Source organism: Labrenzia sp. THAF191a, from assembly GCF_009363335.1.
GTDB lineage: Bacteria > Pseudomonadota > Alphaproteobacteria > Rhizobiales > Stappiaceae > Roseibium > Roseibium algicola.
Genome location: NZ_CP045333.1, coordinates 1,228,580 through 1,244,871, shown reverse-complemented (window position 1 = coordinate 1,244,871; position 16,292 = coordinate 1,228,580). Strand labels below are relative to the sequence as shown.

Genomic DNA, 16,292 nt, shown 5'->3' with positions numbered 1-16,292 from the left:
TTCCTAGCCGCCCGACCGGCGCAGGCGCGCTGCAGATGGCCAACCGAACAGGTTGACGCAAAGACCCGACACCACCAGCGCTGCCGCGCCCAGTTTCCACGGCTGCAGGGGCTCGCCCAGAACAAGGGCGGCTGAGAGCATGCCTACGATCGGTACCAGAAGGGTGAAGGGCGCCACGGTCGCCGCCGGATATCTTGCCAGAAGGCCGCTCCACACCGAAAAGCCCAGCAAGGTCGTCGGGTAGACGATGTAGACCAGAGCTAACAGCCCCTGCCACGAAACGGTTTCATGGACCTGCCGGTAGACGTCGAGACCCTCGACGAACGCCGACAGCAGCAACAGCGGCAGCGGAGCCACAAGGCTTCCCCAGGCAACCAGCGACAGCAGATCAACGGTGCCGATGCGCTTGGTAACAAGATTGGCGATAGCCCAGGAACAGGCGGCCAGAACGACCAGACCAAGCCCGGTCAGCGTTGTACTGCCCGTCAGGTTGAATGCCACAAGGCCAAGGCCTGCGGTCGCCAGCATGGCTCCGGCAATCTGCGCCGGACTGGCTGTTTCACCCAGAAAGGCAACGGCCAGTGCTATCGTGATGAACACATGAACCTGCAGCACAAGCGAGGCCAGTCCTGCCGGTATTCCAAGGTGCATGCCGGCAAACAGAAGTCCGAACTGCAGCGCGAACATGAACAGGCCGAACAGGACAACCAGCTTCATCGACGTGCGCGGCCGCTTCAGGAAAAGGACGGCCGGAAAAGCTGCCAGGGCAAAACGCAACGCGGCAAACAGGATCGGCGGCAGTTCCTGCAGACCGATCTTGATCACCACGAAATTGAATCCCCACACCGACACCACAACAAGCGCGAGCAAAATGTCCCGGCCCTTCAAGGCCGGGTCTCCGTCCGGTCTTCCGCCGCCGGTTGGCGCTTGTGCGCTTCGGTAATGATCGTCTTGTTGAGGATACGCACCTCGCCGACCATCAACAGCCGCATGTCGCGCACAATGTAGTCTGCAAGTTCGTCGTCCGAGATGGTCTTTCCGGGAATGTCGAGCCGGAAGCCCTGCCCCTGAATGCCGCCACCGTTCGAGAAATCGATCTCGAAATCGAAGCAGACCCGTTTTTCGTCATTTGTCTGGATGTGTGTCATGGCTTGTCTCCTCAAATGGACATAGCCAACCATTGGTCCTATTGTGAAATTAATTGTTCTGGACTTATTGAAAAGAAAAATTACTCAATGGATGAACATGTCCTGCGCACCTTCGTCGCTGTCTGTGAACGGCAAAGCTTCCGCGCCGCCGGCGAGGATGTCGGGCGGACCCAGTCTGCCGTCAGCCAGCAGATAAAGGGCCTGGAAGCCGAACTCGGTGTTCAGTTGTTCAACCGCTCCACCCGTTCGGTCGAGATGACGCCGGCGGGACAGACCTTCTACAGCCATGCCTGCAGCCTGCTGGCCCGGCACCGCGAGGCGGTATCAGCCGCGCGCGGGGCTTCGGTGTTGCCGTACCTGCGCATTGGCGCAACGGACGACATCGCCGCCTATGGCCTCGTGCCTGTCTTGAGAGCGCTGGAAGCCGGCCCGGAGCCCTGCTCTCTCGATCTGGAAACCCACTCCTCGCAGATGCTTCTGGCAAGTCTCGGCTCCCGGTACGATCTTGCCATCGTGGTGTCGCCCCAGCGGGGCCGGACCGGTGACCTTGTTGCCAGCGTGCCGCTTGTCTGGCTCGGCAGCGCGTCGCTTTCAACATCGCAAAATGCCCTGCCGCTTGCGGTCTATGCCGACAGATGTGCCATGCGCGATGCCGCCATTTCCGCGCTGGACACGAGCGCCGTGAAATGGACGACCAAGGCCACCGTGTCCGGCCTTATCGTCATCGAGGCGGCTGTCCGTGCCGGTATCGCCGTGGCTCCGGCCCTCGCCGGGTTCCATGCCGCCGACCTGCCCACAGTCACCTCGCTGCCTGCCCTGCCACACCTGGAACTTCGCATCGTCGCCGGAACGCCGGTGGGGGAAACATACCTGCCCTATGTGCGCGAAGGTCTGCAGGGGCTTCTGGAGGCAAAAGGGTAAGCGGCGGCCGGGCAAAACCAGTTGCAAACACGGGAGAATCTGCTTCGATTCCGAAGGGGAAGCCGGGAGATGCAACATGAAAAGCTTGAGATATCCGATCAAAGGCGCCGCGCTGGCCTTGCTGGGCCTGGCCCTGCCGGGACTGACGTTCTCCGGTCAGGCCATGGCCGACAGCTGCTGGAACCACAACGGCTCACTCATGAGGCTTCAGGCGCAGGGTAATCAGCGCTGGCTGTCCTACGAAGTTCCGAAACCGGTCCTGCGCAACGCCGGCGTCCAGCGTGGCACGCTGCTCTTCAACGGCGCCAAGAACGGCAACTGGTATTCCGGCACCGCCCGGGTGTTTTCCAAATACTGTCCGGGTTCGCCGCTGGAATATTTCGTCGAAGGTCCGGTGCGCGGCGACCAGCTTCAGGTTACGGTCACCGGCACCCGTGAAGTCTTCAACCAGTGCCGCCCCACCGGCCGCTACACCACCGACACGCTGGTGTTCACCTACAGCCATCAGTGCTGAGGGCGGAATTTACGGATATGTGTCGCAGGTATTTCTGAGAAATGGAGCAAGTGGCCCATCCTTCGAGACTGGCCTCTGGCCTTCCTCAGGATGAGGAAGATGTGTGTTGAAGGCCAGGGAAGATCAACATAGTGAACCTCATCCTGAGGAAGGCTGAAAGCCTGTCTCGAAGGATGGGCTGCACACACACGGTCGGAACGCGCAGTTCCACCGGCTGAAGCCTCAAACACGGTCTTATGAGCCGTGAACAACAGTGCCCGGATCAGCCGCCACCAAACAGATTGCGCAGCAGGTTCAGCGGGCCGCGGCGTTCGCCGTTGCCTTCGCCGCCACCACCTATGGGGGCTGGCGGTATCGGTTCGCTGCCGGAGCCGACGGTTTCCACCGGGCCGGGCTTGCGTGGGGCGGAGACGGTCGCCGGAACATCCGGCACGCCGGGCAGGTCTGCCACGGGCAAGCCCTCGTGGGAGGCATCCATCACCTCTTTCCAGACAGTGGCGGGCAGCCCGCCGCCGGACGCCTTGCGCGTCGGTGAGTTGTCGTCATTGCCGAACCAGACGGCGGTGGTCAGATTGCCCGTATAGCCGATGAACCAGGCGTCACGGAAATCCTGGCTGGTGCCGGTCTTGCCCCCGGCGGGACGCCCGCTTTCCAGCCGTGCCTTGCGGCCCGTGCCGGTTACCAGGGTTTCCGACATCATCATGTTCATTTCGCCGACCAGACGGCGGTCGATGACGCGGCCGCGTCCATCGCCGGAGCGGGAATAAAGCGTCTTGCCGTCCACGGTCTTGATCCGCCGGATCACATGCGGAAGCACGCCATAGCCACCGTTGGAGAACGGCACATAGGCACCGGCGATTTCCAGCGGCGTAACTTCGGAGGTGCCGAGCGCGATCGACAGGTTGTTCTTCATTTCCGAGGTGACACCCAGCCGTTTGGCCGTGTCGGCAACGGTTCCCGCGCCAACCTCATAGGTCAGCTGCGCGGCCACCGTGTTCAGCGACAGGCTGAGCGCCCGTGTCAGCGTCACCGGGCCGTAGTAATCCTTGGAATAGTTCTGGGGTGACCAGTTGCCGAACCGGACCGGCTGGTCCTGGCGGATGGTCTGGGGCGAAAGGCCGTTTTCAAGCGCGGCCAGATAGACGAACGGCTTGAAGGACGAGCCCGGCTGCCGCTTGGCGTAGGCCGCGCGGTTGAACTGGCTCTTGGAATAATCGGCCCCGCCAACCAGCGCCTTCACGGCACCCGCGGTGTCCAGCGTCACGACAGCCCCTTGGGAGACGCCGTATTTCTCGCGGTTTTCCTTCAAGGCGCTGCGCAGCGCCTGTTCGGCAGCCCGCTGCATCTTCGGGTCGATGGTTGTGTCGACCACGATGTCGGTCTCGATCGAGCCGATGAAATGCGGCAGCACGTCCATCACCCAGTCGGCGGCATAGTTCTCGCTGGCGGTGGTGTAGCGGCGCACCACCTTGGCGGGCGCGGCCAGGGCGTTCTTGGCTTCATCGCCCGTGATGTAGCCTTCCTCGTTCATGGCAGCGAGCACAAGCTGGGCGCGGTCTTCAGCAAGGTCCGGATTGCGGGCGGGCGAATAGCGCGACGGCGCCTTGAGCAGGCCTGCGATGGTGGCGGCTTCCGGAATGGTCAGAAGCCGTGCCGATTTGCCGAAGTACCTGCGGGCGGCGGCGTCCACGCCATAGGCGCCGGAGCCGAGATAGACCCGGTTCAGGTACATTTCCAGGATCTCGTCCTTGGAGTATTCGGCCTCCAGCCAGAAGGCGAGCACCAGTTCCTGGATCTTGCGCTTGATCGTCCGATCCTGTTCCAGGAACAGGTTCTTGGCAAGCTGCTGGGTCAGCGTCGAGCCGCCCTGCTGCAGGCGGCCGGAGGTGAAGTTGGTGTAGACGGCACGGGCCAGGCCGATCGGGTCGACACCGAAATGGGAGCGGAAGCGCCGGTCCTCGATGGCGATGACGGCATTGGGCAGATAGGGCGGCAATTGCTCCAGGCGCACGGCTTCACCGCCGGTGTCTCCGCGGTTTGCCAGCAATTCGCCATTGGCGGCGACAATCTTGACGTTTGGCGGTCGCGCCGGAACCTGCCATTCGGAGGTCGGCGGCAGAAAGGCGGCGTAATAGCCGACCAGGCAGACAACGGCGATGGTGCCCCAGATGCCGAGCACCATGCTCCAGTAGAAGCCGCGCTTGAGAAGGCGGCCGAACGCAGTCGGGGCCTGGAACCTGTTCTTGCGTTTGGCCTTGCGCCGCTTGGCGCCGGACCGGCCGCCGCCCCTACCGTTGCCTCGGCCATTGCCGTTGCCGTTCTTGGCCGTCTTGCGGGGCGAGGATCCGGGTTTTTTCTTGGCTGGAGCCTTGCGGGTCTTGCCCTTGCCGGACGACTTGGAAGAAGGCGCAGCTGGACGGTCCTGCGGGCTTAAACGCAGGTCGAGCAGGCTACTGCCTGAATTTCCGAATGTCGGTTCAACACGCGGCTGGCGTTTCGCCCGAGGCGCCATTGATCCTTCGTCCCCTAACTCCGTACCAACCAGGGTTGGCGTTATCCGGCAAACGCCGGTTTCCCCGGAGATGAGCTTAAATTGCGGCGATTTAAGGGGGCGTTAAGGCTACGGGCTTTTGCACGGGCAAGACGACAGGATGTTCAGCTACAGGCGGCGCGGTATGGCTCCATATCCATCCGCACAAAAGGCAGCAAACCCGCAGCACCGGGAACCGAATGCCGCTCAAACGCAGGAGAAATGCAAAGACTTGTGCCTCCGCAACCCCGGTTAAGGGTCAAGCCTGGCCGGGAGGACGAAGGAAAGCCTGGCAGCAGTGCCGGATCTAGCTGGAATAGCGGCTTGCGTCAGCGCCGTAATAATTGACGTAGCGCGTGTTGAGTTCGGACACCGGCATGATGATCAGCACATCCGTCGTGCCGAACTGGTGATCGATCACCGCCCCGTCGCCTATGAACGCGCCGAGGCGCAGATAGCCCTTCACAAGCGGTGGCAGGGCCCGCAGCGCTTCCTTGGAATTGAGTTCCTCGGCCGGCATGCGGTTCATTTCGACGTATCTGTCTTCCACCGCGCGCACGCGCCATTCTTCCGGGGCGCGGGCATTGTGATGCAGGAAGGCGAGCTGGCCGGCGATGGCATCCGGATTGGTGCCTTCGATCGAGGCACAGCCGAGCATGACATCGATGTTGTGGCGCAGAACATAGGACCAGATGCCGTGCCACAGAAGCTCGACGGTTTTCTTGTTGCGATAAGGCTTCAGAACGCAGGACCGGCCGAGTTCCATGAAGCGCTTGCCCGGGTTTGCGTCGATCAGCGACTGGATGTCGTATTCGGCGGCGGTATAGAAACCGGCATGCTGATCGGCGATTTCCTGGCGCAGGATCCGGTAGGTTCCGACGATTTCAGGCTTCAGGCGGCCCAGCTTGTTGCGCTTCTGCAAGTCGTGGTCGACCACGAGAAGGTGATCGCAATAGGCATCGAAGGGGTCGGCATCACGGCGGGTTGCCAGCGTATGCGCATCGGCAATGGCCGACATTTCCTCGTAGAAAACGTCATAGCGCAGGCGCTGCGCCTTTTTGACTTCCTTGAAGTTGCGGGCCATCCGCACTTCCAGGGAGCCGATCCGGCCGAGCGTTTCACCGGTCTTGACTGGGGTCTGCAGCGCTGGCCCGACGCGCTGCGCGTTGGGGAGGTTGGCGTCCGGACGCATTGCCGGTGTGAATTTCCTGACCAGTTTCCTGGGAGAAAAAAGCCCTTGGCGCATTATGGACATTCCACCCTCGTGTATTCCTTATGGCGCACTGACAGGTTTCACAGGTTCTCGTCTGTTTCACTTGCCGAATTACCTTCGCCGGAACATTACGTCCGAACCCGGTCAGTGTGCTTCAAGCTTGCCGTAGAACATACTATTCCGACAGCTGGATGACACTCGGTTTTTTGCGCCGTGTTTTCCACGCGCAAGCTTAGCTCACTCTTGCGGCTTTGTGAATTTCTACGAGCGCCGGTGGAAGCGTTTCCACTTCCGGCTGTCGCGACAGGGAAAGTTCGCTGCGTCAGGCGCGGCTGATTTCAGCCAATGCGTCGGAAATCGCTTCCACGGAAAGCGGTTTCGTCAGATAGCCGGCAGCGCCCACTTCGGTCGCCTTGTCCCTTGCATCCTTCATGACGTCGGCGGTCACGATCAGCACCGGCACATTGGCCCGGCCTGCGGCCTGTTCGTCGGAACGGATCTGGCGAATGGCCTGGAACCCGTCGAGGCCTGGCATGTGCAGATCCATCAGGATTGCGTCGTAAGCGCCGCTGGCGGCTTCCTCGACGGCCTTTTCGCCGTCGATCACCATCACCGGCACATGGCCGAGCTTGCGCAGCATGGCTTCGCTCAAGAGGCGGTTGATGTCGTTGTCTTCCGCCACGAGCAGGCGCAGCGGCCGGGCCGGAACCTTGTAGCGGTTCGGCAGGAAGCCGTTGCTGACGGGCTCCGCACTTGCGTCCCAGGCGTGTTCAATGCCGTCGTCGTCCAGCAGGCCGGAAAAGATCTGGACCAGGGTCTCGATCCGCACCGGGCGGATCAAATAGGCGGCATACCCGGCTTCGCGCAGATGTTCCAGGCGCTCGCGCTCCGGTGGGGCGATCATAACAACCGCTGGAGCCTTGCATCCGGTCAGGCGGGCAGAGGCCAGCCAGCCGCCACTGTCGGAAAGGGCGCCGTTGTCGACCACCAGTAGATCGGCCTCGGCCAGCGCGGCATCGAGATCCGAACTGCCCGGGGCATGCACGGACACATTGGCCGCGTGATATTGCAGCCGTCTGGCCAGCAGCGGGCATTCGATCTGGCTGGTGCTGACGAACACGATCCTGCGGCCCTCAAGTTTGGCAAGGCGCGGATCCGTGTCGGCAACGAGGGATTCGGGAATCGGCAAGGAAACGCGGAACTGCGCGCCGCCGTCTTCGGAAGGCTGCGCGGCGATTTCGCCACCCATCAGGCCGGCAAGCCGCTGGGCGATCGCCAGACCGAGGCCGGTGCCGCCGAACTTGCGCGCCGGGCCATGGTCGACCTGCTCGAACTCCTGAAACAGCCGCTCGGCCTCCTGTTCGTCAAAGCCGATGCCGCTGTCGCGCACGTCGATATCCAGAAAACCGCCACCGTCCGAATTGGGACGCCCTGTCAGTTCCACGGCAACGCCGCCCTCATCGGTGAACTTGATGCCGTTGCCGATGAGATTGTAGAGGATCTGGCGGACACGGGTGGCGTCCAGCGTCACCTCTTCCGGCAGGTTCGGGTCAAGCATGGAGCCGATTTCAAGCGACTTGGCGTGGGCCTTCGGGGCAAGCAGTTCAACGACGCTTTCCACCAGGGCGCCAACCCGAACCGGGGCGGCCTGAATGTCGAGCTTGCCGGCCTCCACCTTGGAAAAGTCGAGCACTTCATCGATCAGGAGCAGCAATGTTTCGCCGGAGGTTTCCAGCGCCTCGATATAGGCGCTCTGTTCCTTGGTCAGGCGGGTGTCGCGCAGGAGCGCGGCCATGCCGAGCACCCCGTTGAGCGGCGTGCGGATCTCGTGGCTGACGGTCGCAAGAAAGCGGGACTTCGCCTCGTTGGAGCTTTCGGCGGAATGACGGGCAGCCAGCAGTTCTTCTTCGATCAGGCGCCGCTCGGTCACGTCGCGCAGAACGGTCTGCACCAACTGGCGATCCGTCGTGGTATCGCGCACCGGAATGTCGATACGTGAGAACCAGCGCGGGCCCTGCGCGGTATCGATGTGGAGATCCTGAAAACCCATGCCCGGGGTCGTCTTGTCCAGGGCCTGCGTGACGGCGCTTTCAAAGCCCACTTCCTCAAGCAGCGGCAGATGCAGGGTTGCGCCCGGCTGCAAGGCATGTCCGAGCCCGAACACATCGTCGGCAGCAGAGTTCACATAGGTGATGGTCCCGTCCTGGTCGCGCCGGACGACGACATCGCCAAGCGTTGCCAGAATGCTGGCGTGACGTTCATCGGATTCGCCGAGTTCCCAGGCGCGGTCTTCCAGTTCCTCGCAGCGTGCCATCAGGCGGCGGATCTTGTCATCCTTCACCTGTAACGCCTGCACCGAGCGCTGCATGTCGTCGGCGAACAGCCGCCAGACAGCCAGCCCGCCGGCAAAGAAGGTCAGACCAAGACCGAGAAACCGGTTCAGGCCCTCGCCGGAAACCATGATGAAACCTGCGGCAAGGCCGATGATCATGCCCGCCAGGGCAAGATGCTGCAGCGATTTGGCAGGCGCGGAGACGGGCGCATCGGTTGCCCGGCGGCCTGGGCCGACTTCGGGACCGACATCCTCCTCGTCGAGGGTATCCGAGATGCTGGAAGAATATTCGTCTGTAGTTACGGTGTCCGCAGAAGAGAGCTTTTGCTCTTCGGCAAAGAATTTGTCCTGCGTGTCATCGGCTTCTGGCGCGGCATTGGCGGCGCGTTCGCTGTTTTGACTGACCAAGATAACTACTCTCTACAAGATCCTGTTGCCTTGAGAGTGCGTTGTAAACTTTGAGAAACCGTTTCATTGCCTGACAAAAAAAGTAAATCGGGAATTTCGCACCGCGTTCATATCCAGTCTTTCAGCACCGGATGGGTCTCGACATTGGCAATTCCATCAAGGGCAGCAATACGGTTGCGAAGCTCGGCGAGGCTCTCCAGCGTCCGGGCGCGCACCAGCAGAACCATGTCCCTGTCACCGGAAATCGAGCGGCACTGGAGAACTTCTTCGAATTTCGAAACCACCGGCGCAATCGCCGCACAGGTCGCCGAACCCGTCCGGATCCACAGATAGGCTTCGATTTCGGCCGGCTCCGGATCGCTGATCCGGATCGTGTAGGTGCGAATGACGCCGGTTTCTTCCAGCTTCCGGATCCGGGCCTGAACGCTCGACCGGGCCAGGCCGACATGGGCAGCCAGCGTTTTCACAGGTGTCCGGCTGTCGGCTTCCAGCAGTTGCAGCAAGGTCCGGTCGATTGAATCCATGGGTCTTCTGTCATTGTCCTGTGTGTCGAACTGCCGCCGCTCGCCGGCAATTGACCGGCCGAACCGGTGAAAATGCCGGAAGAAACGAGAGCCTGTCCGCGATAGCACCCTTGAGTGATTTTGCAGCGGGAGAGTTTCATGGATTTCCATCTCGATACAAGCAGCTTTACGGCGGAAAGAGCCTGGGGGTCACGTCTGATCGGTGAACTGGACGGCATCACGGTCCGCCTGCACTGGACGGACAAGCCCTACAAATGGCACGTCAACGACGGTCCGGAAGTCTTCGTGGTTCTGTCGGGCACGGTCGACATGCACTACCGCGAGGCCGCAACCGAGAAGGTTCAACGCCTGACCGAAGGTCAGATCTTCTTCGCCAACGACGGCGATGCCCATGTGGCCCATCCGGTCGGTGAGGCAAGGGTGCTCGTTGTCGAGCGCAAGGATAGCGTTTGACGAGAGAGGTCACGGGGCAGCCCAGGGAGCGGAGGCAGTGGCAATGTACAAACCGGTTGGTGAGCCCCGTCGACCGGATGAAAGTCCCAACCTCTCAACCCACCCCGTCATTGCAGGGCTCGACCCTGCAATCCATCCCATGACCTTCGTCCACCGCAAAGCTTCGCCGATTTGGGGCGTATCGGCATGGATCCCATGGTCGAGCCATGGGATGACGGAATTGAGGAAGGGAAAAAGGCCTGCCTTTTCATCCCAGGCAATGCATAGCAAAGCCCGGGAGTCAGCATTGGCTGTCGTCAGTGCCGGCTCCCACGTGCTGCCATGATTTGTCATCCCGGTTTGACGCAACGCGGCAAGACCGGGATCCAGTACGCCGTGTCGTCCGAGGCGAATAATCGCAAATCAGCTGGATACTGGATCCCTGCCTGCGCGGGGATGACGACCTGCAAGGGTATGAGGCGGATCTCCGCTTTTTTCCGGGCAAGGCGCAACGGTGTAAGGTGGAACGTTGCGGATTGCGGTTACCCAAACAAAAAACCCGGCAGAAACCTGCCGGGTTTTCAGGATCAGGTTGTTGTCGCGTCTGTTTACCGGACGTCGAGGAAACCGATGATCTTGCGAACGTCCTTCAGCACCGGTTCGGCGATGGCGGAGGCCTTTTCGACGCCTTCCTTCAGGATGGCGTCGATCTGTGCCTTGTCGTCCATCAGGCGGCGCATTTCGTCGGTCATCGGCGAGAGTTTCGCCACCGCCAGGTCGGACAGGGCCGGCTTGAAGGCGGAGAACTGCTGACCGCCGTATTCCTTCAGGACATCGGCCTTGGTCGCGTCGCTCAGGGCGGCATAGATGCCGACCAGGTTGTCTGCTTCCGGGCGGCCTTCCAGTCCGTCGGTTTCGCTCGGCAGGGCGTCCGGATCGGTCTTGGCTTTCTTGATCTTCTTGGAGATCGAGTCCGCGTCGTCCGTCAGGTTGATGCGCGACAGGTCCGACGGATCGGACTTCGACATCTTCTTGGTGCCGTCACGCAGCGACATGATCCGGGTGGCCGGGCCGGCGATCATCGGCTCGGTCATCGGGAAATAGAGATATTCCGGCAGCTCCGGCGACGGCGTCGGGTTCTCGATGCCGATATCCAGTTCCTTGATTCGGTCCGCAAAGTCGTTGTTGAACTTGGCGGCGATGTCGCGGGTCAGTTCCAGGTGCTGCTTCTGGTCGTCGCCGACCGGAACATGGGTCGCGCGGTAGGCCAGAATGTCGGCGGCCATCAGGCTCGGATAGGCGAACAGGCCAACGGAAGCGTTTTCCTTGTTCTTGCCGGCCTTTTCCTTGAACTGGGTCATGCGGTTGAGCCAGCCCATGCGCGCCACGCAGTTGAAGATCCAGGCAAGTTCGGTGTGTTCGCGAACCTGGCTCTGGTTGAAGATGATCGATTTCTTCGGATCGATGCCGGCGGCCATATAGGCAGCGGTCACTTCACGGGTTGCCTGGGCAAGCTCGTGCGGATCCGGAAATCCTGCAGTGATGGCATGGCTGTCGACGACGCAGAAGATCGTCGGCATCTGATCCTGCAACGGAACCCAGCGCGAAACGGCGCCCAGGTAGTTGCCAAGATGCAGGTTGCCTGTCGGCTGGACGCCGGAAAAGACACGGGGCTGGAACTCCGCCATTTCAAATCCCTTTGATGGTGCGGCCGGTTGGAAGGGCGCTATGAATGTTTGGGCGGGCCGGGTTTAAGCCCGGTCCGTTATGCATGCAAGCTGGAAACGGCGTGCTCCGGCGTTTCGCGGTCAGGTGTTGCGCCGTCTCAACGCTTTCAGCATGCCGACAAGGTCGGATCCGCCGCTGAGCTGGGTGAAGACGGCAAAGGTGACCATGCCGACGAGCACGAGCAGAACGAGACTGCCCGCGCGCACCGCCAGCCACGGCGCCGATAGCCAGGAGGCCATGTAAATGGCAGCAAAATGCACCGCGACCCCCATCAGCAGGCTTGCGAGCACCACCAGCGACAGCCGTCGGAGCAGCTTGAAATCGGGCTGGAAATGGCCCCGTCGCCACAGAACGATGATCAGGAGGCCGGTGTTCACCCAGCCAGCCAGCGTTGTGGCCAGCGCGATGCCCACATGCTGGAGCATGGGAAACAGCGCGATCGAGAAGCCGACGTTCACGACCATGCCGACAACGGCAAAGATCATCGGCGTCTTGGTGTCTTCCCGCGCGAAATAGCCGGGCGAAAATACCTTGTTGAGCACAAAGGCGGGCAGGCCAAAGGCAAATGCCGTCAGGGCTGCAGCCGTGCCTTCCACGGCGGCGGCATCGAAGCGGACCCGCTGGAACAGCACCGAGACGATCTCCTGCGGTATGACAGCCAGGGCAACCGCGGCCGGCAGGGTCAGCACCAGTGAGAACTCCAGTGCGCGGTTCAGGCTGTGCTGGTAAGCGCCCATCTGCCCGGCGCGCAGTTGCCGCGTCAGGCTGGGTAAAAGCACCACGCCGATGGCGATGCCGATCACCCCGAGCGGCAACTGGTAGAGCCGGTCAGCGAAATAGAGCAGCGCATTGGCGCCTTCCTGCATGGAGGCGATGATCTGGCCGACGGCAATGTTGATCTGGGTGACGCCGCCGGCAACGACGCCCGGAATGCCAAGCATCAGCAGGCGTTTGGCTGACTTGGTATAGCGCGGGCGGAAGACGGGGATCTTGAAGCCGAGGCGCTTCAGGTCAATCAGGACGACGATCAACTGCACGATCCCGCCAACGGTGACGCCGATAGCCAGAATGACCCCGAGCGCCGTGTCGTCCTTGATACCGAGATAAAGCACTGCGCCCAGAACGGCGCTCATCACCACGTTCAGCATCACCGGTGCGAAGGCAGCAGCGGCAAAGCGCTGATAGGTGTTGAGAATGCCGCCGATGAAGGCAAGCATCGACATGAAGATCAGATAGGGGAACGCGATCCGCGACATCAGCACCGTCAGATCGTACTTGGTAGGGTCTTCCACGAAGCCCGGTGCCAGTGCCCACACCACAAGCGGCATGAAGATCTGCGCAAAAGCAGTCAGCACCAGCAGGCAGAACAGCAGCGCTGCGCCGATTTCCCCGGCGAACCGCTTCGCACCCGCATCGCCCTCTTCCTCGACCGTTCGCCCGAACAGCGGGATGAAGGCGGAGTTGAAGGCGCCTTCCGCGAACAGCCGGCGAAACAGATTGGGCAGACGGAAGGCCACCACAAAGGCATCGGCAACCGGACCGGCCCCGACGACGGCGGCCAGAAGCACGTCGCGAACGAAGCCGAGCAGGCGGCTCAGCAGGGTCGCGCTGCCGACGGTTGCGAAATTGCGGACGAGACTCATGCCGGAAGGACTCCGAAGAGGAAGGTATGCACTTATGAAGCCTGCCGCTGAACCTTGCGGGTTGCCGGAGCTGCCGGATCGAGTTCCACATGGCCGTCGACCGCATCGGCAAGGCGCTCACGGATGATTTCCTGACGGCCGATGTTGGCAATTTTCTGTCCGGTGAGATCGGTGACGTAGAAAACGTCGACCACTTTCTCGCCGAAGGTCGAGATATGGGCCGAACCGATGTTCAGATTGAGCGTCGCGATGGAGCGCGTCAGGTCGTAGAGCAGGCCCGGCCGGTCGAGGCCGGAAATCTCCAGCACCGTGTATTCGTCCGACAGCGCGTTGTTGACCAGCACTTCGCTGGCCACCTTGAAGGCCTTCATGCGGCCCTTGACGCCGGTCTTCTTGGAAACGGGCTCCGGAAGCCGCTCTTCGCCGCGCAGCGTGGTCTCGATCAGCTTGGCAATCCGCTCGCCGCGGCGCTTTTCGTCTTCGTCGTCCGGCAGTTCCCGGCCGATGAAGATCGTGTCCAGCGCGTAGCCGTCTGTGGTGGTGTCGATCTGTGCGTCAACAATATTGGCACCGGTCGTGTAGCAGGCCCCGGCAATGATCGACAGAAGGCGCGGATGGTCCGGCGCCATGATCGTCAGCTCGGTCACACCCTCGAAGGCGCGCGGGATGACCTGGAAGGCAAGCTGCCTCTTGTCCTTGTCGGCCTTGTGCAGAAGTTCGGCATGGGACACCAGCCGTTCCGGCTCCGTACGCAGCCAGTAGGCCGGATAATGCCGGTTCAGATAGGCATTGCGGTCCTTGGCGGACCAGTGCTCCAGCTTGCTGCCGAGCTCTTCCTTGGCCTTGTCGATGGTCTGGCGATGCGACATCTTCGTATGGCCGCCGGACAGATGCGGTTCGGTGGCATAGTACAGCGTGCGCAGCAGCTGGCCTTTCCAGCCGTTGAAGACGCCGGGTCCGACGGCGCGAATGTCTGCCACAGTCAGGATCAGGAGCAGTTTCAGCCTTTCGAGCGACTGCACCGTGTTGGCGAAATCCGTGATCGTCTTGCGGTCCGACAGGTCGCGCGACTGGGCGATGGTGCTCATGTCCAGGTGATGCTCGATCAGCCAGGCAACGGTCTCGGTTTCCGCGTCGTTCAGTCCGAAACGCGGGCACAGCTTGCGCGCGACCCGGGCGCCGGCGATCGAATGATCTTCCGGCCTGCCCTTGGCGATATCGTGCAGGAACATGGCGACAAACAGCACCTTGCGGTTCTGCAGCGTCAGGATCAGGTCGGTCGCCAGCGGATGGTCGTCGCCGGAATTGCCGCGCTCGATATCGGCCAGCACGCCGATGGACCGGATCAGGTGCTCGTCGACCGTGTAGTGGTGATACATGTTGAACTGCATCATCGCCACCACCTTGCCGAACTCGGGTACGAAGCGGCCGAGTACGCCGGTTTCGTTCATCTTGCGCAAGGTCTTTTCCGGTGCGTGCCGGGAGGTCAGGATCGACAGGAAAAGCCGGTTCGCTTCAGGGTCGGCGCGCAGGCTTCCATCGACCAGCTTCAGCGAATGCCGCATCAGGCGGGTCAGCTGCGGATGCATGTTGTAGTCATGCTTGTCCGCGATCTGGAACACCCGCAAGAGGTTGGTCGGATCGGTTTCGAACACGGTGTCGGATACCGCATTCAGGCGGTTGTTCTCCACCACGAAGCCGGTCGCCCCTTCAACGGGCTTGGCGGTTGCCGAAACGCGGCCTGCGCGAAGGCGGCGCATCATGCCGGTCAGGCCCTTGCCGCGCGGTTCCTTGACATGCTCTTCCTCCAGTGCGGCACAGATGATGCGGGTCAGATCGCCGACATCCTTGGCCACCAGGAAGTAGTGCTTCATGAAACGCTCGACATCCTTCATGCCCGGATGCTGGGTGTAGCCGAGCCGGATCGCGATCTCGCGCTGGACATCAAAGGACAGGCGCTCTTCCGGCCGTCCTGTCAGGAAATGCAGGTGGCAGCGGACCGCCCACAGGAAGTCGTCCGATTTCTTGAACCTTGAATATTCCGAACGGGTCAGAACACCCTTCTTGACCAGTTCCGATTGTCTTTTGACGCGGTAATGGTACTTGGCGATCCAGAACAGGGTGTTGAGGTCGCGCAGGCCGCCCTTGCCTTCCTTGATGTTCGGTTCGACCAGATAACGCGAGGCACCCTGGCGCTTGTGGCGGTCGTCGCGTTCCTGAAGCTTGGCGGCGATGAACTCGGAGCTGGTGCCTTCGACCACTTCCTTGTCGAAACGCTCTACGAGTTCCTCGAACAGGGCTTCGTCACCCCAGATGAAGCGGGCTTCCAGAATGGCGGTGCGGATGGTCATGTCCGACTTGGACAGACGAATGCACTCTTCGATGTTCCGGGTCGCGTGGCCTACCTTGAAGCCCAGGTCCCAGAGCATGTAGAGGATGTATTCCACTACCTGCTCGCCCCAGGGGGTCTGCTTGTAGGGCAGCACGAACAGAAGATCGATATCGGACCCCGGCGCCAGCGTGCCCCGGCCATAACCGCCGACGGCGGCAATGGACATTCGCTCCGCGGCGGACGGGTTCTTGATCCGGTAGACGTGGTGCAGGGCGAAATCGTAGATCACGCGGATCAGTTCGTCCTGGATATAGGACAGCCGCCCGGCGCACAGCAGCCCGCCGCCGTCCTCGTCCAGCATCGCCTGGGCCTTGCCGCGAGCGTCTTTCACCACCTGCTTCAGCATCGCAAGAACAGCCGAACGGGTCTTCATGTCCGAACCGTCGCCGTCATTGCCGGCCGTCAGCGCGGTCAGGCGATTTCTCAGGTCGTCGGCATCGATCAGTCCGGCAAGGTCTTCCTGGGAGAGTTTCATACTGGTCCAGTGTTCCGTTCAGCAGGCGCAGG

General features: G+C 61.7%; 12 protein-coding genes. 3 read left to right on the top strand and 9 right to left on the bottom strand.

The window, feature by feature from the left end:
• Positions 1-3: 3 nt before the first annotated feature.
• Positions 4-888: an EamA family transporter gene (locus tag FIV05_RS05700; RefSeq protein ID WP_152508963.1), complete on the bottom strand. Its 885-nt coding sequence runs from the start codon at positions 886-888 to the stop codon at positions 4-6.
• Positions 885-1,148 (bottom strand): cyclase, encoded by a 264-nt coding sequence (locus FIV05_RS05695; RefSeq protein ID WP_152508962.1) that lies wholly within the window; start codon positions 1,146-1,148, stop codon positions 885-887. The genes FIV05_RS05700 and FIV05_RS05695 overlap by 4 nt, the downstream gene beginning before the upstream one ends.
• An 87-nt stretch (positions 1,149-1,235) precedes the next feature.
• Between FIV05_RS05695 and FIV05_RS05690 the strand changes: the two genes are divergently transcribed.
• Entirely contained in the window at positions 1,236-2,069 is an 834-nt protein-coding gene (locus tag FIV05_RS05690; protein WP_173013781.1) for a LysR family transcriptional regulator, read from the top strand.
• A 76-nt stretch (positions 2,070-2,145) separates the two neighbouring features.
• Complete coding sequence (locus FIV05_RS05685) at positions 2,146-2,583, top strand: hypothetical protein (RefSeq protein WP_152508960.1); 438 nt, start codon at positions 2,146-2,148, stop codon at positions 2,581-2,583.
• Positions 2,584-2,845: 262 nt separating this feature from the next.
• Here FIV05_RS05685 and FIV05_RS05680 read toward each other — a convergent pair whose 3' ends face one another.
• From FIV05_RS05680 to FIV05_RS05665, 4 genes are all read right to left on the bottom strand, one after another.
• On the bottom strand, positions 2,846-5,095 hold the full coding sequence (locus tag FIV05_RS05680; protein ID WP_152508959.1) for a PBP1A family penicillin-binding protein: 2,250 nt from the start codon (positions 5,093-5,095) through the stop codon (positions 2,846-2,848).
• 325 nt (positions 5,096-5,420) lie between these two features.
• Entirely contained in the window at positions 5,421-6,359 is a 939-nt protein-coding gene (locus tag FIV05_RS05675; protein WP_152511829.1) for a GNAT family N-acetyltransferase, read from the bottom strand.
• Positions 6,360-6,648: 289 nt separating this feature from the next.
• Positions 6,649-9,066 carry an ATP-binding protein gene (locus FIV05_RS05670; RefSeq protein WP_152508958.1) on the bottom strand — a complete coding sequence of 806 codons (2,418 nt, stop codon included), beginning with the start codon at positions 9,064-9,066 and terminating at the stop codon, positions 6,649-6,651.
• A gap of 107 nt (positions 9,067-9,173) precedes the next feature.
• Complete coding sequence (locus FIV05_RS05665) at positions 9,174-9,590, bottom strand: Lrp/AsnC family transcriptional regulator (protein WP_173013780.1); 417 nt, start codon at positions 9,588-9,590, stop codon at positions 9,174-9,176.
• Between the two features lie 138 nt (positions 9,591-9,728).
• On the opposite strand from FIV05_RS05665, the gene FIV05_RS05660 reads away from it, so the two are divergent.
• Positions 9,729-10,043: a cupin gene (locus tag FIV05_RS05660; protein ID WP_152508956.1), complete on the top strand. Its 315-nt coding sequence runs from the start codon at positions 9,729-9,731 to the stop codon at positions 10,041-10,043.
• Between the two features lie 587 nt (positions 10,044-10,630).
• Here the strand turns inward: FIV05_RS05660 and trpS are convergent.
• The 3 genes from trpS to FIV05_RS05645 form a co-directional block, all read right to left on the bottom strand.
• Positions 10,631-11,710, bottom strand: a complete 1,080-nt coding sequence (trpS, locus tag FIV05_RS05655; protein WP_152508955.1) for a tryptophan--tRNA ligase — start codon at positions 11,708-11,710, stop codon at positions 10,631-10,633.
• Positions 11,711-11,830: 120 nt separating this feature from the next.
• The gene (murJ, locus tag FIV05_RS05650) at positions 11,831-13,393 is read right to left on the bottom strand and encodes a murein biosynthesis integral membrane protein MurJ (protein ID WP_023002389.1); all 1,563 of its coding nucleotides are present in this window, start codon (positions 13,391-13,393) and stop codon (positions 11,831-11,833) included.
• 32 nt (positions 13,394-13,425) lie between these two features.
• Positions 13,426-16,260, bottom strand: coding sequence for a [protein-PII] uridylyltransferase (locus FIV05_RS05645; RefSeq protein WP_152508954.1), 2,835 nt, complete (start codon positions 16,258-16,260; stop codon positions 13,426-13,428).
• Positions 16,261-16,292 lie beyond the last annotated feature (32 nt).